Origin of the sequence: Nitrosomonas mobilis (assembly GCF_900103035.1) — a bacterium.
GTDB lineage: Bacteria > Pseudomonadota > Gammaproteobacteria > Burkholderiales > Nitrosomonadaceae > Nitrosomonas > Nitrosomonas mobilis.
The window spans coordinates 13,594-31,945 of sequence record NZ_FMWO01000021.1; the positions used below are offsets into that span (position 1 = coordinate 13,594).

Below are 18,352 nucleotides of genomic sequence, written 5' to 3' on the forward strand. Positions count from 1 at the left end.
TTCTTCTTTTTATTTGGATAACGCGTGATCGCGTAGCATCTCCTCGGCATGCTTGCGTGTTGTAGCAGTGAGTCTTTCACCACCGAGCATTCGCGCAATTTCGTCTATTCTGCCAGCCTGATCAAGATGAAAAATTCGACTGATCAGTGTCTGGTCAATCTGCTGCTCATTCTTTTTGGATACCTGCCAGTGATGGTCACCCATCGCCGCTACCTGCGGCAGATGCGTAATACACAGAACCTGCCGTGTTTTTCCCAGCGCTTTGAGTAATTTTCCGACTTTCTCTGCAACACTACCGCCAACACCGGCATCAACCTCATCAAAAATCAGCGTGGGAGTCATGCCAGCCTGACTGATGATCACCTGGATAGCCAGACCAATTCGCGATAATTCCCCACCGGAGGCTACCTTGTGCAGTGGCCGTAATGGCATGTCTTTATGTGCGGATACCTGAAATTCAATTTGCTCCAGGCCAGATTGATTGCCGGGTGTGACCGGATGCAACGTCACCTGAAAACGGCCATCTTCCATCGCCAGCGTTTGCATGTTTTCAGTCACCAGTCTGGAAAGACTGGTGGCAGCCTCACGTCGTTTATCACTCAATTGTTGCGCAAACCGCATATATTCCTGCTGGGCAGCTTGTTCGGCCTCCGCCAGCGCAGCGCCATCTGCCCGGGTTTCCAGGTCGGCCAGCTGCTGTGTGGCAGTTACCAGCAACTCCGCCAGGTCTTCCGGGTTGACACGATATTTTCTGGCGGTGCTATGTACGGCTAAAAGGCGCGCTTCGATCGTTTCCAGACGCCGCGGATCGAGATCCAAGTGTTGCTGGTAATGCCTCAATTCATGGATCACATCCTGCAACTGCGCTTCTATCGATTGCAGTTGTTCGTCCATCGGTACAAGTGAGCTGTCGACCTCTATCAGGGAATGCAGGCGGGCGCTGACACGGTCGATTTGCGTAAGCGCGGAAATCTCATTTTCTGACAGCAATTCCAGGGACAATTGAGCGGCTTCCAGCAGCTTTGCCGTATGCGCTAAACGGTTATGATCCGCCTGTATGGTTTGCCAGTCTTCAGCCGAAAAATTGAGATCGGACAACTCCTTGACCTGCCACGCCAACCGTTCCCGTTCTTCAGCGTCGCGACTGCTATCCTTCTCCCAGTCAAGCCGCTGCTGATGCAATGTTTGCCAATGCCGGTAAGCGGCGGCAACTTGCTGTACAAGCCCGGTTTCACCAGCCCATCCATCCAGCAATTCCCCTTGTTGCTGGGTGCGCAGCAAGGTTTGGTGCGCATGTTGGCCATGGATATCGATCAGCCACTCGCCTGCCGTGCGTAGTTGCTGCAGGGTAACCGTCGTGCCATTAATAAAATTCCGGGAACGACCGCTGGCATCAATGACTCTGCGCAGCAGACAGCCGCCTGCCGGATCATCGAGTGAATTTTTCTGCAGCCATTGCTGTAAAGAAGTAAGATCGCGGATATCAAATTCTGCACTGATTTCTGCCCGTTCGCAGCCATGCCGGATACGTTGCACATCCGCGCGTCCGCCCAGCAGGAGCTCCAGCGCATCGATCAAGATGGATTTCCCCGCGCCGGTTTCACCAGTCAAAACAGTAAATCCGGGATGAAAGTCGAGCTCGATCTGATCGATCAATACATAGTCACGAATGAATAGGTGTAGCAGCATAGTGACTAATCAGTATTATTGTGCTGGAGAATACCGCTCCAGCCAAGTTTTTCGCGCAGCATCCGATAATAGCTATGATGAACGGAATGGAGAATCTTGATGGTTTCCGGATGACGCCGGATGACGATCTGGTCGTGCTCACCGAGATCAAACCACGAATGGCTGTCGGCATAAATTTTGGTCTCAGTTGCACAATGCAGCTTGATCTCGACTACGGCATCTCCACCTACCACGATGGGACGATTACTCAGTGTATGTGGACAAACCGGTACCAGCGCTATCAGATCCAGCTTGGGATGCAGAATTGGCCCACCAGAAGACAGGGCATACGCGGTTGATCCGGTTGGGGTCGCCACGATCAGGCCATCGGAACGCAAAGCATACACATATTCGCCGTCGACACGCACCTCGAACTCGATCATGCCGCTGCTTATTCCTCGATGCAACACCACATCGTTAAACGCCAGTTCCTTAAACACCATTCCTGTGTCGCGTGAAACTTCCGCCGCGAGCAACATGCGGTTTTCCACAATGAATTGACCATCCAGCATCGTACCGAGGGTGGCCTGCATGGTATCAACCGTCAGATCGGTCAGAAACCCCAGCCGACCTTGATTGACTCCCACCAGCGGCACATTGTAGTCAACCAGCGTACGCGCGATATTAAGCATGGTACCATCGCCTCCCAGCACAATGGCCAGATCCGCCTGCTGGCCAATTTCGTCCAGCGTTAAAATGGGAAACTCAACTTTTTCTATCTGAATGACCGTCAATGCATCCAGTACCACATTGAGTCCCTGTCCGGCAAGGTGCCGCGCGAGATTGAGAAGTGGCGCAGTAATATCACGGTTTTTATACTTACCGATCAATGCAATGGTCTTGAACAAAGCGGTCATCTTCCAGAAGTGATCGGTCAGCCGATGTTAGAAAAAACGAACACGGACACGATAGCTTAAAACTGTTTCCTGATTGGCGGGCACGTCGACCTTCCATTGTGCCAGATTCGCCGCGGGTTGAGTGTGAGGAACGGAAGTCTCGACCATGGTCCAGTCACCCGGAATCGGCTCCTGCACGTGAATGGTGACGGCCTCATCCCGCGCATTACGAATTCGGACTTGGTAAGCCGTCTCAATATGATTTTCCGGTTTTGAGGCCAACTGCCGGAATTCCGTCTGGGTTTTGTCGGCGGTAATATCGAAGGCGTTGCCAAGCTTCAGACTGATCTGCTCATTTCTCGCGGTATGTTCGATGCGATCCTCGCCGACAAACTGCGCATTACCGCGTGAGTCTTTTTTATACACGCGAATGATGCCCTTGGGCAGCGGAACGCCCAACCCCTCTCCCTTGTTATCAAATTTGATCATGACGGCAGGGTGCAATTTACGCCCGATCTCACCATATTCTCCGGAAAAATAGTAATCCATACCTTGCAGCCAGTGTTCCTTGCTGACCGCGATGCCATTGGCCGACAGCAAACCAACCTGCTTGGTCTGATTGTCTGCCAACGTAGTTGCTGTTGGCAGACTGTAAAGATGATAAGCAAATAAGGCTTCCTGTTCCATCGCGGGCGCCATTTCCATCATACTGGCAATGGCCGTGGATTTTGCGCGAGGCGACTGATCAGGCTGAACTTGATTAACGTCCCCGGCAACCAGTTGCAACTGCGCGTGCTCATAGGTAATACCACTGCGATTGACCAGCGTCACCAGTCCGTTCATTGCCAGAAGGCTGTCATCGGCATTCAATTCGGCCACATAGTCCGCTCGCCAGGAAAGGCCGGTAGTCAGATATGACAGCTCCAGATCATGGCTACCTGCCAGAGAAGTAGTGAGCAGCAGGGATAACGTTGGCAGGTCACGCAAATGGCTTGGCACATCCGGAAAAGCAATCCGCCCCGGCAGTCCAGTTTCAATACGATCTGCAAATTTGAGCACGACCCCCTGGCTGGTGGAGAGCACCGTCGCGTCTTCGCGAGTTTCCTCACCTGTAGCGGTATTAGTACGAATGATGGCAACGCTTTTGCCAAGATATTTTTCCAGCAGTTTTTGCGGCGTCAGCAGATCAAAATCAAAATTCTGCTCCAGCAAGCTTAACTTTGCTGAAGGCGTCAGGTTACGCAACAACGCGGTTTCCGGGCGCATCTGCGCGGATACTTCCCGCCATGCCAGCCGATTTTCGCCTTTGTCCAGCTTTATCGTACGTTCTTCTTTGATCAGAGCGAGATTATCATTGTAAATGGTCAGCATTATCTTGCCTTGATCCTGGCGTACGCTCGTCTTTTCCTCCAGGTTCTCGGCAAAGCACTGGTTTGTTGCTGCAAAAAAAACGGTAACAAGAAAAATGGCACATAAATATTTCAACATAGCTATCTCCAGTGCGATGGGTGTTGCAAGAATTTCCCTATGCAGACAATTATCTGCCTGGCATCATCACTCCATTTACCTCATGGCAGGTTCGTCAGAATGGTGGTGTTGAAAATATTTATAATACCGTGGTATTCATCAGGTTAACAGGATAACAATACGATGTAACAGCGTTTTTTCACGGTAAAGGCGGCAAACCCAATTCTTTCAGGAACGCATTGTGTTTGTCCCGTGCCACAGCGATGTTCTGCGTAAGTTCCACCAACGTTTCATTGACTGCCTGGAGAGGAATCTCTTTTTCCGCCTGTACAGTGCTGATATAGCGGGAGATATTCAGGTTATAGCCGTTCGTTTCGATCTCTTCCATCGGCACGCGCCGGGCATACCGTTCTTCTTCCTTGCGGAACTGATAGGTATCGATAATCTTGTCGATATGCTCCGGCAGCAGGCGGTTCTGGCGCTTTACCTTATCAAAGTACTCGGCGGCGTTGATAAACAGCACATCATCCGGCTTCTTGCACTTCTTCAAAACGAGAATGCACACCGGAATGCCGGTGGAGAAAAACAGGTTGGCGGGCAGGCCGATCACCGTGTCGATGTGGCCGTCTTTCAGCAGTTTGGTGCGGATGCGTTCTTCTACGCCGCCACGGAACAGTACGCCGTGGGGCAGAATAATGGCCATGACCCCTTCGGGCTTCAGGTAGTGAAAGCCGTGCAGCAAAAAAGCAAAGTCGGCGGCAGACTTGGGTGCCAGGCCGTAATTTTTGAAGCGCATATCCTCGCCAAGCGCGTCGGTTGGCTCCCAACGGTAGCTGAACGGCGGATTGGCCACCACGGCATCGAATTTCGGCATCTTTGCCGGGTTCATCTCGCGCAACCTGTCCCAGTCGTTGGTCAGCGTGTCGCCATGGTAAATCTCAAACTCGGAATCCTTCACTCCGTGCAGCAGCATGTTCATGCGCGCCAGGTTGTAGGTGGTGATGTTTTTTTCCTGCCCGAAGATCTTGCCGATGGTCCCGCCCGCGTCTTTAAGTCGTTTGCGAATATTCAGCAGCAAGGAGCCTGAGCCGCAGGCAAAGTCGAAGACGCTGTCTAAATGCTTTTTGGGTCCCGTGGCGGGTTCCTGGCTGTCCAGCGTGACGATGCCCGACAAGATGCTGGAAATCTGCTGCGGGGTGTAAAACTCGCCTGCCTTCTTGCCGGAGCCGGCGGCAAACTGACCGATCAAGTATTCGTAGGCATCGCCCAGCGTGTCCTTGTCGGTGGAGAAATGCGCCAGCCCCTCGGCAATCGCCTTGATGATCGTGCAGAGCTTGGCATTGCGCGCTTCGTAGGCCTTGCCCAGCTTTTCCGAATTCAGATTGATCTCGGAAAACAGCCCACCGAAGGTGCTGGCGAAGGATTCGTTCTCAATGTAATCGAAGCCCTTTTGCAGAGTGTGCAGCAATTCCCCGTTCTGCGTACGCGCCATCTCCGCGATGCTGCCCCAGAGGTAGGCGGGCTGAATCACGTAATGCGTCTTACGGCGCATCTGCTTTTCAAACTCCGCGGTGTCGTCCGGATTCTGCGCATACCACACCGCCAGCGGTGTGCGGCGGTCGCCGCCATTCTTGTCCTTATCCAGCCTGGGATAATCCGGTCCCAGCTCCCTTTGCGCCGCCGTTTCGTAGTTGTCCGACAGATAGCGCAGGAACAGGAAGGACAGCATATAGTCGCGGAAATCGTCCGCATTCATCGCTCCGCGCAGTTGATCGGCAATGCCCCACAGGGTAGTGCCCAGTTGTTTTTGATCTTGATCGGTCATTTTTTGTCTTGTTCGCGTATATGGACTGCCGAGTATTCCTCGGTAGTTGCTTCATCGTCTGCTTGAACCTGAACTGTCAAGGATTCCTTGACAACTGAACCCCCGTCTTCGCTAGTGTAGAGAATGAGCTGTGTCATGCGACCACCTTATCAATAAATGCAGGATGACGAGATAAGAAGTCCATCACGCCCGCCAGATTTTGTTTCACATCCACATCCAAAATGTGGATGACACACAATCCCAGGCTCATTAGAAATGCGTCACGCTGCGCATCATATTCAGCTTTGTCATCATGGCTACTACCGTCAATTTCAAGCACCGCTTGTTTTTCGGCACAATAAAAATCAACGATGTAGTTGCCGATGATTTTCTGGCGATCAAAGTCCAGTCCTTTGAATTGCCCTCTTTTCAATTGATTCCACAGCAACACTTCCGATAGATTGCCTGCTTTGCGCAATGCTTTGGCTCGTTCTTTCAATGCAGGATTGAAAGGCAGCGATTGGTAATTTTTGGTGTGGCGCGTTTTATTTCCCTCCTTTGGAGGGGTGCCCCGAAGGGGTGGGGTGGTTGCTTTCATGTCTCGTTGTGTTGTCATTTGACCACCCCGTCAGGCTTCGCCTGCCACCCCTCCAACGGAGGGGAATAACTGCTGCATCAGGCCTTTTTTATGGGTCTTGAGCGCGGCGAGTTTTTGCGTTTGACTGGTGATGAGGTCGTCTAGGCTGCTAAGGCAGTCTGAGATGCGTTGTTGCTCGGGGACTGTGGGCCAAGGAATGGGAATGCTATCGAGCATTGCCTTGTTCAATTTCGGTTGAGCCATTCCAGTGATGAAGTCGTTAAGCTTGATGGAGTTCAGATAAACATCCACAAACTTCTGTGTGCAGGGGTTCTCGAATCGCAGGACATGAGCATGATTATTCACCCACGTCTTTCCAGAGATTGGAAAAGCAATCGGGTATGTCCGCGCGACCAAATTAGCTCCGTCCTCTGAAACACAGAGCAAGTCCTCGTCAAAGATGAAGCCTTTAACGTAATCAACAACGCCAGAGGCTCCGTAATATGGAATTTGACCCGCTACTCTCTCGCCCGAAGTAATTGGGACGCGCCGATTGTCTAGGTTCTCGGCGACCCTCCCAAGGTTCCGTTCCTCCCACTCCCCCGCCTCCCGAAACTCAGGAAAGCGCCGTTTGGGCACCAATTCACGTTTTGCCGCCTTATTGCTCATACGCCCCCAGCCCTGAAATCTCCCGCCCTTGAGCGAGTTTGTGCAGTAGCGGGATGAGGTCTTCCATCAGCGCCAGTTCGGCTTGGGTGCGGGCTTTCCAGCCTAGTTCCAGCGGGGCCATGAGGTCGCTCAGTTGTTCGCCGTCGAAGATCATGCGGCGCAGGATGGCGTCCACGAAGGCTTGCAGGGCGGTGGCGGGAAGATTGTGCTGGTCGGCAATAGCTGCCAACTGGCGGGCGTGCTTGTCGGCTTTGAAGCGCTCGAAGCCGTCGCGGATGGCTTGTTCATCCAGTCCTTTGCCCGCCTCCAGGGTGTCGATGTAGTCGGCGATATCGTCGCGTTCATCGATAAATTTGGCGTCGGACTGAATGAGGCCGATGAGCTGTTCGCGGCTCAACTTCTGCTTGCCCGGCGTCTGGCTGGCGTAGCGGGTGATGAGCGCCATGATGTAGTCGTAATCGATGAGGGCGGAGGCGAACAGCACGAACTCGAAATCGAGCCGCTGGATTTCCGGATCAGTTTCACCACCCGCTTTGTCGTGCTTATCCTGTTGCGCTTTCAGGCGCTGGGCGGTTTCCAGATAGGTGCTTCGGAAGCTCAGTAACTGGTCTTTCGGCAGGGTGGCCTCTATGTGTGCCCTTTGGTCGGGCGCCAGATCCGTATACTGGTCAAGCTGGGTTTTGAGGCGCTGCACTTCCTTGAAGCGGTTGACGAATTCGATGCGAGCGTTATCGCCCTTCAGGTTGTAAACCTGCTCGGGTTCGCAAATCAGGTTCTTGTTCTGCATGAAGCCCGCCATGCCGGCGACTGCGGCCTCGTATTTGCGGATAACTTCTGCGGCCGGCTCCACCAGCCAGATTTCCTTGGCGGGTTTGCCGGTCTGGCCGGAGAAGAGGCCAATGGCGGTATCCACGGCATCTTGCTGCTGGCGAAAGTCGAGGATGTTGCCGTAAGGCTTGGTGTCGTTGAGCACGCGGTTAGTGCGCGAAAACGCCTGAATCAGGCCGTGGTATTTGAGGTTTTTGTCGACGTAAAGCGTGTTCAGAAACTTGGAATCGAAGCCGGTGAGCAGCATGTCCACCACCAGCGTGATGTCAATCTTCTGCGCGTGGGGCAGGTCGGCATTGGGGTATTGCTGATCCTTGATGCGCTTTTGTACGTCCTGATAGTAACGGTCGAATTCGCCGATGCCGTGGTTGGCTCCGTACTGGGCGTTGTAGTCGGCGATGATGGCCTTGAGGGCATCTTTCTTTTTGTCGGGCTCCTGTTCGTTGTCGACCTTTTCCTGCGGCAGGTTTTCCTGAATCTGCTGTACGTCTTTGTTGCCTTCGGCGGGCGGGGAGAAGACGCAGGCGATGTTGAGCGGCTGGAAGTCGGGGTCGGCGGCTTGCTTTTCCGTTTGTACGATTTTGAACAGGGCGTGGTATTCGATGGCGTCGTTGATGCTGGCCGTGGCTAGCACGGCGTTGAACTTGCGCCCGGCGGTGGCGGCATCGTGTTTGGCAAGAATGGCGTCGACGATGGCGCGCTTGGTTGGCACCACCCCGAAGGGGTGGGGTGGTTTCCTTCCGGCTTGTAGTAATCGACATGGAAGCGCAGCACGTTGCGGTCTTCAATGGCGTGGGTGATGGTGTAGGCGTGCAGTTGCTGCTGGAAGATGTCCGCCGTGGTCTTGTAGGACGCCTGTTGGCCTTCAATCTGCTGAGCGCTGGCGTTCTGCTCGAAGATCGGCGTGCCGGTAAAGCCGAACAACTGGGCGTTGGGAAAAAACGCCTTGATAGCCTGATGGTTGTCGCCGAATTGCGAGCGATGGCATTCGTCGAAGATGAAGACGATGCGCTGGTCGCGCAGTGGTTCCAGCCGCTCCTTGTAGTTTTTCTTGTTGGTACCATCCAGCGCCAGGCCGAGCTTCTGGATGGTGGTGACGATGACCTTGTCGGCATAGTCGTCCGAGAGCAGGCGGCGCACCAGGGTCTCGGTGTTGGTGTTCTCCTCGACACAGCCTTCCTGGAACTTGTTGAATTCCTCGCGCGTCTGCCGGTCGAGGTCTTTGCGGTCCACCACGAACAGGCATTTGTCGATGTCCGGGTTGTCCTTGAGCAGCGTGGAGGCCTTGAACGAGGTAAGCGTCTTACCGCTGCCGGTGGTGTGCCAGATGTAGCCGTTGCCGCAGTGCTGGTGGATACAATCGACAATCGCCTTGACGGCGTAGATTTGATACGGCCGCATCATCAGGAGCTTTTGCTCGCTGGCCACCAGCACCATGTAGCGGCTGATCATTTCGCCCAGCGTGCATTTGGCAAGAAAGGCGTCGGCAAAGCTGTCCAGATGGGTGATCTTGCTGTTGTCCACGTCCGCGAACTGGTACAGCGGCAGGAAGCGTTCGTCGGCGTCGAAGCTGAAGTGGCGGCGGTTGTTGTTGGCGAAATACCAGGTGTCGCTGCGGTTGCTGACGATGAACAGTTGCAGGAAGCAGAGCAGGGTTTTGCTGTAGCCGTTGCCGGGTGCGTTCTTATAATCGACGATCTGCTGCATGGCCCGGCGCGGGCTGATTTGCAGGGTTTTCAGCTCGATCTGAACGACGGGAATGCCGTTGATGAGCAGGATCACATCGTAACGGTGATGGCTGTAATCGGTGCTGATGCGCAGCTGATTAACCACCTCGAAGCTGTTTTTGCACCAGTCCTTGAGGTTGACCAGCGTATAGTAAAGCGGCGTGCCGTCATCACGTTCAAAACTGTTGCGCTCGCGCAGATGTTTGGCAGCGGCGAACACGTCTGGGGTGATGATCGAATCCAGCAGGCGATGGAACTCATCGCCGGTGAGGCTGACGCGGTTGAGCGCCTCGAACTTTTCGCGAAAGTTGGCCTCAAGCTGAGCCCGATCACGGATATCGGAACGGTAGCGGTATTTGAGATCACTCAGCTTGTCGATTAATTGTTGTTCGATTGCTTGTTCCGTCATTATAAAAAGAGAACAAATTGTTAAGTGGGAGCGAACCTGGAACCGGATATTATCGTTCGCAAGAACAATAATCCGAACGATTGCGCTGATTTATCCTGATTCGTGATTTCAAACAAGCCGCTCATCAAACTGCCAGCGCGGGTTGATCCGGGATAACAGGAGAGGGACGGTTCGCCGCACTCGCTGAAGCGGAGCTGGTGCCATATTCCAGCATCAGATTCCCGTGAAAAGCAGGTCAAGGGCTGCGATGATTTCGTCGCGCTCATTTTTCAAAGACACAATTTTATCTCCCAGTAAACGCCTGGAAACCCCCGCCAGCTCCGCGGCAGACATGACGACGTCAACTCCCCTGATTGTAAATTTTGGATTGAGATGTCTGGCTGCTAGTCCCATTTCTTCCATCAGAACGAGTGGTACCACGACACGGGTTGCCAATGTATCCAACAGATCGGCCTGCACATCCAGCAGGTAAGGAATAATGCGATGCGTATCCGCATTCGGATTGAGGTAAACATCAAACTGCGCCATCAAAACCGCCGCAAGCCGTCACTGAACGTGCCGCGTAATTCAATACGGCGGTTGTATTCATCCAGCGCATTTTTGTTTTCCTCCAGCCACCGGTCGCGCTGTGCTTGCCGGACGATTTCGATCAGCTGCTGTTCCAGTATTTGCGAAAGATTAATGTTGAGCTGCTTTGCCTGCTGCAGGAGATCGGCATTGATGCTGAGGTTAGCTGATTTTTTGGGTGCTGCCGGGTTGAAAGTAATATGACTCACCATTGTTCCTGACATTTTAAATGCGCACAATCTACGCGCATTCATCAGGCGCGTCAATTATCAGCAATCGTCCCGATCCCGGACTTCGATGCTGTCGAGGATAATTTCCTGCGCGTTGGGATCGTTGGGATCGGTCAGTTCTTCGACGTCGAGGCGCGCACCTTCAGCGACGGTTCCCTTGATAGCGGTTTCGAAGTGTTCGCGAAAATGCTCTGCGCTAATGTGCGACAACGCGCCCAGTTTGACATGGATGGCGGTAAGGACGATTTTTTCCCGGCCACCTGCGTCCTGCGCGATACGTTCGATTTTGCGTAGCAAGTCGGCCATCAGTGAGAATTCATGCATGGGTACTGCTCCTTTGTTTTCATAGTGGTTATCACGCAAATCCTCGACAATATCTGCGAGCAATTGCTCCAGTTGTTGCGAGACCGCTTGGGACAAACGGGCGTCGGGATCGAAAGTTTGCGCCTCGATGCCATAAAAAACGAGTTTGTCCGGCAAGGTATCCATTGCTCGTGACAGTTCAACGGCTTCTGTAATACCAAAAGCATGGGTGGAACAATGCAAAAAAGCCTGTGATAGATGTTCGTTCACCAGATCGAGTTTGATGAGCGTGCCAGGTTGCCTGCCGGAATGAACGGCATCAAGCAAAATGACTTCATCATAACCTGCCCACTGTGCCATCAAGGAAGCCGGCTCGCCATCGTGAGTGATGATGCGATAGTCTGGATTATCCTGCTCTTTGAGCCGTGTTGATAGTAGCTCAGCGAGAATACAGCCGATGGCGTCATCACCGCGGTGACGGTTGCCAATACCGATGATCAGCCGCAAGCCTTTATCCGCTCCATGTTCAGTTTCAGAAAGTGCGTCGCGCAGGAAATACAGGGGTCATAGTTGCGGATCGCTTGCTCGCACTGCCATTGCAAGTGTTCATCGTCGAGATGCAGGTATTTTGCAACGAAATGTTTCAGATCGACTTCGATGGTTTTTTGATTCTGCGAGGTGGGCGGAATGATCACAGCATCGAGAATGTCGCCTTTGTCATCAATAGTATAGCGGTGATACAGCAGCCCGCGCGGGGCTTCGGTGCAGCCGTAGCCGACCCCGGCGCGGGGTTCGATTGGCACGAAAGGCTGCGCGGGTGGTTCATAGGCATCAATAATGCGCAGCGCTTCATCACAGGCATACAGGACCTCCACTGCTCGAACGATGATGCTTTTGAATGGGTTGTAGCAGATTGGCCCGAGACCGGCGGCGCTGGCTGCTTCCTTTGCCAGCGGTGACAGTTTGTCATGGTTGAGGGCGTAACGCGCCATCGGACCGACGAAGTAATTGCTTTTGTTCTGCTTCATAACAGAATGCAGCGCGTTGCTGTAGGCGACATGCTCTTCTTCAAACGTATCGTCGAATGCCGAGACCGGAATATCCAAACCTTTACTGGATACGATGCGGCCTTCGTTGAAGGGATATTCGTGTGGATGAGAGAGTGCGACGAAGCAGTAATCCTGTTCAAAATCAGGGAAGTTCAAAGTTGATGTCCAGCGTACAGTTTCCAGTGCCAGCTCGCGCGCCTGCAGCAGGGATTCACGGATCGCCTTCAGCTCCGTTTTCGCCGGTGTTCGATAAAACCCGCCGACCTGCACGTTGATCGGGTGTATTTCGCGCCCGCCGATCACTTGCATGATTTCGTTGCCGATTTTTTTCAGCTGCAATCCTCGTTCGACGATGGTCTTGTGATCTTTCGCCATGTGAATTGCGCTTGGGTAACCAAGAAAATCCGGTGCATGCAGCAGGTAGATGTGCAGCGTATGACTGGAAATCCATTCGCCGCAATACAATAATCGTCGCAGCTCACGCAATGCCCCGCCGATCTCGACGCCCATTGCATTTACCATGGCATGCACGGCGCTCATCTGGTAGGCGACTGGACAGATGCCGCAGATGCGCGCGGTAATGTCGGGGGCATCGGTAAAACGTCTTCCGCGCAATAGCGCTTCAAAAAAACGTGGTGGCTCAAAAATTTTCAATTTGACGTCTTCGAGCCTGTCATCACGGATTTTGATATAGAGCGCGCCCTCACCCTCTACCCTCGCAAGATAATCAACTTTGATGATTCGTGTCTTCTCATCACTCATGGCGATCTCCGGCTTCCTTGAATGCGGGTGCGGCTGCGTTATAGCTTCTGAACAATCTGGCGACGTCTGGTGCAGCAACATCCAGTTTTTCCAGCCACGCGCTCAACGATTTAGTATTTGGTGACTCCATCGGGCCATAACAACCGTAGCAGCCGCGATTGTACGATGGGCAGATCGCGCCACATCCGGCGTGCGTCACTGGTCCAAGACACGCCATTTTTTGAGTGACCATGACACAGGGATTGCCGCGCAGCTTGCATTCGATGCACACGCTGTGTGCTGAAATGGCGGGGCGGCGATGATGCAGGAAGGCGGTAATCACTTCCAGCAGTTGCTGTTTGTTGATCGGGCAGCCGCGCAGTTCGAAATCCACATGCACATGATCGGCAATCGGCGTTGAGGTGGCAAGTGTGCTGATGTAGTGAGGTGAGGCATAAACAATCGCCATGAATTCCTTGACGTCCTGAAAGTTGCGCAGCGCCTGAATACCGCCTGCGGTGGCACAGGCGCCGATCGTCACCAGGTATTTGGACAGACGCCGTACTTCCTGGATGCGCTCGGCATCATGCGCGGTCGTGATCGAGCCTTCCACCAATGACAGATCATAAGGGCCAGGCTGGATGTCCCGACTCGCTTCTGCGAAATTGGCAATGTCGATGGCCCCGGCAACCGCGAGCAGTTCGTCCTCGCAATCGAGCAGACTCAACTGACAGCCATCACAGGAAGCGAATTTCCACACGGCAAGCTTGGGTTTAGTCATGGTCATATCTCCCGTATCCTGAATAAATGCGCGACTTGTGACAGCGCAAATACCGGGCCATCCTTGCAGATGAAATGCGGTCCGTATTGGCAATGTCCGCAAAAGCCAATTGCACACTTCATGTTGCGCTCCATCGAAACGTAAATGTTGTCGGGCTGCACGCCACGTTTCTCCAGCTCGGTAGAGGAAAAACGCATCATGACTTCCGGCCCGCAAATCAGCGCAATCGTGTTTTTGCCATCGAAGTGCCTGCCTTCGAGCAGCGTGGTCACGGCACCAACCTGTCCACGCCAGTCGCGTCCGGCACTATCCACTGTGATGCCGGTTTCAAGATCGTCGCGCTGCTGCCAGCGGTCGAATTCATCTGCATACAGTCTGTCCTGCGGGGTGCGCGTGCCATAGAAAAGTGTGACCTGGCCATATGCATCGCGATGATTCAGCAGATGATAAATCGCTGGTCGCAGCGGCGCGAGACCCAGTCCGCCCGCAATCAACACGATATCCTTGCCCTGCATTGCTGCAAGCGGCCACGCGCGGCCAAAGGGTCCGCGCAGCCCAACTTGATCACCCATTTTTATGCTGGTCAGCGCCTCGGTCACGCTTCCTACCGCGCGGATGGTATGGCGAATCACATTGATCTCGTCGGTATTGCCGCTGACCGAAATGGGCACCTCTCCCTGACCGAAAGCGTACAGCATGTTGAACTGGCCAGGCTGGCATGCCGATAGTTTACTGGCGAACACCGGGATCAGATCAAGTGTGACCGTATCCGGCAAATCCTGCGCGACCTGCACCACCTTGTAAACAGCAGGCAGCATCGGATCGGCCATGATGTTCAATTTCCCTTGCGATAGACGTCAAGCATCTGCACGCGGGTGGCCTGCAGACGTTGCAACATCACTTGCGCGAAACGCTGCATTAATTGATAGCCAAGTTCATGATCGGCTTCTGCTTTATTCCGCAGGCACAGGCCATCGAGCTGCACGGCGCTCACCGGCTCAATGGCGCGCACATCGAATGCCACCCGATACGGTGGAAACAGCCACGAATAACCGATGACTCCATGATGATCAACCTGGGTGACGATCTGGTGCCCGAATCCTGGCGTGTAGGCCTCCACCACTGCTTTGCCACTACGGATGACATAGAAAGTATTGGCAGCTTCTCCTTCCTTCATCAAAAAATCGCCTGTGTGGAAATGCGTGTTTTTGCCGCAGCTGGCGATCAAGTCAAGATAGGCAGGAGGTAGCCCTGCAAAAAAAGGATGGTCACGCAGGAGAGTCGCGATCGTTTTCATCGGCCACCCCTTTGTGAATTTTCGCTTGAGGCCATGTCATTTTCGCGCATCAGTCGGACTTCCTCAGTAATGTCGATTCCGACCGGACACCAGGTGATGCAGCGCCCACAGCCTACACAACCGGAAGTGTCGAACTGGTCGATCCAGCTTGCCAGTTTGTGCGTCATCCATTGCCGGTACTGCGCCCGAGTGGAAGTACGTACCGATCCACCGTGCAGATAAGAAAAATCCAGCGTAAAACAGGAATCCCATTGCCGCCAGCGTTCGGCATGGCTGCCAGTGAGGTCAGTCGTATCCTCCACGCTTGAACAGAAGCAGGTGGGGCAGACCATGGTGCAATTCGCACAGCTCAGACAGCGTTGCGCAATTTTTTCCCAGCGGGGATTTTCGGCATTGCGGTACAGCAGGTTCTGTATATCAGCCGTATCCAGTTGTCGCTCCATTTGCGCTCTGGCATTGGCCACGCACTGCGCGGCCGCTTGTATTTCAGTCGAGTCAGCAAGGCATGGCGTAATCTGGTCGAGTACCGCTTGCCCCAGTTGGCTTCCTGCCTGCATGACGAAATAATGCGCATCAGCGGCAATGACTTCGGTGAGTGCAATGTCGAATCCGCTGGTAACCGCCGGGCCGGTGTTCATCGAGGGACAAAAACAGGTCGCAGCGGCCTGGCTGCAATTGACCGCAACAATGAATGCACGCTCACGTGTCCGGCAATAATGGGCATCGCGATGGTCACCACCAGCAAATACCTTGTCCTGGACCTGTATCGCGTGGAGTTCACAGGCCCGCACGCCGATGAACGCATATTTTGGTGGAGTGGCCTGATCAGGCTCGCTAAAAGCAAGGCCGTCATCGGTTAGTTCAGCTTGCCACAGTTTGTGCCGGGGTGGAAACAGATATTTTTTCCAGGAATGGGGACCGAGGTTATAGCCAAACAGCGCCGCATCCCCTCTGTCGACCAGCTGATAAGTTCCGGCTTCCTGTTGATCACCTTTCCCAACTGGCAGGTCCTGCGTGCCAGTCAACTCATCATAAACCATGGCATGATCCCTGACCGTTGGCCCTACAAGCGTATAGCCTCGGTTTTTCAGTGCTGCGAGCAGCTCATCGAGACCGGTGCGGTCGATACGGAACGATTGGGCTGGCAAATCGGGTTGATTAATGCTCATGACCGATCTTCTCTTACGAGTCAATGCTTCTGTTGGAATTCCTGAATTTATGGTACGCCAATTTTATGGCACCTGTATTTTGGCTTCATGTCTGTTTGTCACAATTGCCGTCGTATCGCATCAGACTGCGGATGTGTGCGACGGCGCTGCGCCCCAGTGCTGAGAGCGCATAGCCGCCTTCGAGCGCCGAAACGATCCGATCGTTGGCGTATTGGCTGGCAATCTCGTTGAGCTTCTCCGTTACCCAGAAATAATCGGACTCTTGCAATGCCAGGCCGCCCATATCGTCTTCGCGGTGCGCATCGAATCCCGCTGAAACCAGGATGAGCTGTGGCCGGAAATCTGTGAGCGCAGGCAACCAATGGTTTGTCACAGCGGCACGAAAAATGTCGCCTGCGCTCCCTTCGGCAAGCGGTACATTGATAATATGGTCATTGCCGCTGCTCGCGCCAGAATACGGGTAATAGGGATGACGGAATGTCGAGCACAGCATTACCCGGGGGTCATCATGAAAAATCTCTTCCGTGCCATTGCCATGATGCACATCGAAATCCGCGATTGCCACCCGCTGTAAACCGTGATGTTCGAGAGCATGCGCAGCGGCAATCGCTACATTGTTGAAAATGCAGAATCCTGCTGCACTGGCGCGCCCTGCATGATGCCCCGGGGGACGAATATTGCAGAAGGCATTCTTTATCCGGTTAGACATTACCAGATCAACGCCAAGCACTACGGCCCCCGAAGCATGTAAGGCGGCACCCAAGCTATGCGGATTCATCAACGTGTCGCCATCCAGCGCGACCATCCCAGAGTGCGGAGATTGATCGAAGATTGTTTTGACATAGGTTGCCGAGTGCACGAGCGTCAGCAGCGCCTTGCTCGCTCTGGGCGCTTCAAAGGGACTTAGAAAATCGAACAGACCGGATGCAATGAGCTGATCGCGGATGGCGTGAATCCGCTGCGGGGATTCAGGATGCATTGCTCCCATCTCATGCCTGAGGCAGGCCGGATGCGTGATGTAGGCAGTATACATGGCGTGGTTTACAAAATCCTGTGGATGATTTTGACGTTGTTGTTCTTGGAACAGGCTTCGATACTGAAATCGAGACCTTCCATCAGTTTCAGCATGCTGACATTATTACTGAGTGCATTCCCTTGGATCGTGCGGCGTTCATTAGGGCGATCATCAATTGGCAACGGAAAACAGCTGAATGATCGATTGTATTCCGATCACCCCGGCACGCCGTCTTGACGTTACGCTTCCCACATCCCTCTACGATGTCAGGCCCGGATTTTACGGGCGTAGCGATTACCACCAGCTCAACAGGATCGGAAATTTGAGTAATTGACGAGTAGGCCTTGCATCCCTGAATCTCGGTATGCACTGGGTTGATTGGATAAAGTGCGCCCTGATAACCATTCTGCAGTATGTTCTGAAATACGATCTGCCCGACGGAATCAGCACGGTTACTGGCTCCAAAGATGGCAACTGATTCGAGAGCAAAAAGGGGTCGGAGGTGATGCTGATTCATGATTACTATTCACATTTTGGTTAATGCTACGGCCTTATGCTACCGCATTATTGGAATACCATACAAATAGAACTAAATGGCTGCCACAAAAGGTACTTTGTTCTCGGAGCCACAATCTGCCTTGCCGCCAGCTAATTCTTCGCCAAGGTAAGCGTCATCCACCCTGATATTGCCACACAGCGTGTACCTGGCATCCCGTTCGACCATCACCCGCAGACCGGTCTTGGCAGATCAGATAAAATTTTAGAAAACAGATGCTTAACGCAAGTGGGTGCATTGGAACAAGGTGCCTACGATCAGAGATGTCTGCAACCGGTAGCACTTGTATTGGGGGTTCTTGCGCTTTCAATGCATCCGCGCCAAAATTCGCAAGAAATGCAGGTAAAAACAAGCTTGCTTGGAATTGGATACGGTTCATGGCCATGACAGTTCCTTTTTGATGGGTTTGTTTGGGCCAGTATGCGTCTTTTCAAAGAAAAAATCGGGCTCGGCTGAACAATCTTTCTAAATTGGTAACTACTCACCCCATACTTTATGAGCTTCACCGGCCAACGCTATTTGAATAGCGACAAGTGGGTTATATCCCTTGTTGGCCATGGATTGCAGATAGCTTGAAATTCGGCAATAGGCATGTGCGT

Annotated in this window: 19 protein-coding genes and 1 pseudogene; all 20 read right to left on the reverse strand. The window is 53.3% G+C overall.

The features are described from left to right. Positions 1 to 9: 9 nt before the first annotated feature. Positions 10 to 1,689, reverse strand: a complete 1,680-nt coding sequence (recN, locus tag NSMM_RS01435) for a DNA repair protein RecN (protein ID WP_090283904.1) — start codon at positions 1,687 to 1,689, stop codon at positions 10 to 12. A 5-nt stretch (positions 1,690 to 1,694) separates the two neighbouring features. Further along, complete coding sequence (locus tag NSMM_RS01440) at positions 1,695 to 2,585, reverse strand: NAD kinase (protein WP_090283907.1); 891 nt, start codon at positions 2,583 to 2,585, stop codon at positions 1,695 to 1,697. 27 nt (positions 2,586 to 2,612) lie between these two features. Continuing rightward, positions 2,613 to 4,052, reverse strand: coding sequence for a DUF4139 domain-containing protein (locus NSMM_RS01445; RefSeq protein ID WP_090283910.1), 1,440 nt, complete (start codon positions 4,050 to 4,052; stop codon positions 2,613 to 2,615). Between the two features lie 178 nt (positions 4,053 to 4,230). Then, positions 4,231 to 5,856, reverse strand: coding sequence for a type I restriction-modification system subunit M (locus NSMM_RS01450; RefSeq protein ID WP_090283912.1), 1,626 nt, complete (start codon positions 5,854 to 5,856; stop codon positions 4,231 to 4,233). Further along, a complete protein-coding gene (locus NSMM_RS15450) occupies positions 5,853 to 5,993 on the reverse strand; it encodes a hypothetical protein (protein ID WP_176753818.1) in 141 nt (46 codons plus the stop codon). The genes NSMM_RS01450 and NSMM_RS15450 overlap by 4 nt, the downstream gene beginning before the upstream one ends. Then, entirely contained in the window at positions 5,990 to 6,451 is a 462-nt protein-coding gene (locus NSMM_RS01455; RefSeq protein WP_218120953.1) for an endonuclease domain-containing protein, read from the reverse strand. The genes NSMM_RS15450 and NSMM_RS01455 overlap by 4 nt, the downstream gene beginning before the upstream one ends. 12 nt (positions 6,452 to 6,463) lie before the next feature. After that, positions 6,464 to 7,081, reverse strand: a complete 618-nt coding sequence (locus NSMM_RS01460) for a restriction endonuclease subunit S (RefSeq protein WP_090283914.1) — start codon at positions 7,079 to 7,081, stop codon at positions 6,464 to 6,466. After that, complete coding sequence (locus tag NSMM_RS15875) at positions 7,071 to 8,621, reverse strand: type I restriction endonuclease subunit R, EcoR124 family (protein ID WP_218120954.1); 1,551 nt, start codon at positions 8,619 to 8,621, stop codon at positions 7,071 to 7,073. Before NSMM_RS15875 ends, NSMM_RS01460 begins: the two co-directional genes overlap by 11 nt. Continuing rightward, complete coding sequence (locus NSMM_RS15880; protein ID WP_218120955.1) at positions 8,537 to 10,045, reverse strand: type I restriction endonuclease subunit R; 1,509 nt, start codon at positions 10,043 to 10,045, stop codon at positions 8,537 to 8,539. Before NSMM_RS15880 ends, NSMM_RS15875 begins: the two co-directional genes overlap by 85 nt. Positions 10,046 to 10,258: 213 nt before the next feature. Continuing rightward, positions 10,259 to 10,573, reverse strand: coding sequence for a CcdB family protein (locus tag NSMM_RS01470; protein ID WP_090283916.1), 315 nt, complete (start codon positions 10,571 to 10,573; stop codon positions 10,259 to 10,261). Next, positions 10,573 to 10,821 (reverse strand): type II toxin-antitoxin system CcdA family antitoxin, encoded by a 249-nt coding sequence (locus NSMM_RS01475; protein WP_218120956.1) that lies wholly within the window; start codon positions 10,819 to 10,821, stop codon positions 10,573 to 10,575. Before NSMM_RS01475 ends, NSMM_RS01470 begins: the two co-directional genes overlap by 1 nt. 60 nt (positions 10,822 to 10,881) lie before the next feature. Beyond that, positions 10,882 to 11,652 carry a hydrogenase maturation protease gene (locus NSMM_RS01480; RefSeq protein ID WP_090283921.1) on the reverse strand — a complete coding sequence of 257 codons (771 nt, stop codon included), beginning with the start codon at positions 11,650 to 11,652 and terminating at the stop codon, positions 10,882 to 10,884. Then, on the reverse strand, positions 11,643 to 12,956 hold the full coding sequence (locus tag NSMM_RS01485) for a Ni/Fe hydrogenase subunit alpha (protein ID WP_090283922.1): 1,314 nt from the start codon (positions 12,954 to 12,956) through the stop codon (positions 11,643 to 11,645). The genes NSMM_RS01480 and NSMM_RS01485 overlap by 10 nt, the downstream gene beginning before the upstream one ends. Next, on the reverse strand, positions 12,949 to 13,716 hold the full coding sequence (locus NSMM_RS01490; protein WP_245654633.1) for an NADH-quinone oxidoreductase subunit B family protein: 768 nt from the start codon (positions 13,714 to 13,716) through the stop codon (positions 12,949 to 12,951). The genes NSMM_RS01485 and NSMM_RS01490 overlap by 8 nt, the downstream gene beginning before the upstream one ends. Before the next feature lie 2 nt (positions 13,717 to 13,718). Then, positions 13,719 to 14,546, reverse strand: coding sequence for an FAD/NAD(P)-binding protein (locus NSMM_RS01495; protein ID WP_090283926.1), 828 nt, complete (start codon positions 14,544 to 14,546; stop codon positions 13,719 to 13,721). Positions 14,547 to 14,551: 5 nt separating this feature from the next. Continuing rightward, entirely contained in the window at positions 14,552 to 15,013 is a 462-nt protein-coding gene (locus tag NSMM_RS01500) for a cyclic nucleotide-binding domain-containing protein (RefSeq protein ID WP_090283928.1), read from the reverse strand. Continuing rightward, positions 15,010 to 16,182, reverse strand: a complete 1,173-nt coding sequence (locus tag NSMM_RS01505) for a 4Fe-4S dicluster domain-containing protein (RefSeq protein WP_090283930.1) — start codon at positions 16,180 to 16,182, stop codon at positions 15,010 to 15,012. Before NSMM_RS01505 ends, NSMM_RS01500 begins: the two co-directional genes overlap by 4 nt. An 85-nt stretch (positions 16,183 to 16,267) precedes the next feature. After that, on the reverse strand, positions 16,268 to 17,215 hold the full coding sequence (locus NSMM_RS01510; RefSeq protein ID WP_090283932.1) for a histone deacetylase family protein: 948 nt from the start codon (positions 17,213 to 17,215) through the stop codon (positions 16,268 to 16,270). 88 nt (positions 17,216 to 17,303) lie between these two features. Next, positions 17,304 to 17,714, reverse strand: coding sequence for a CoA-binding protein (locus tag NSMM_RS01515; protein WP_090283934.1), 411 nt, complete (start codon positions 17,712 to 17,714; stop codon positions 17,304 to 17,306). A 75-nt stretch (positions 17,715 to 17,789) separates the two neighbouring features. After that, positions 17,790 to 18,044 (reverse strand): annotated as a pseudogene (locus tag NSMM_RS16920) (IS1595 family transposase); the annotation flags it as partial. Positions 18,045 to 18,352: the final 308 nt, after the last annotated feature.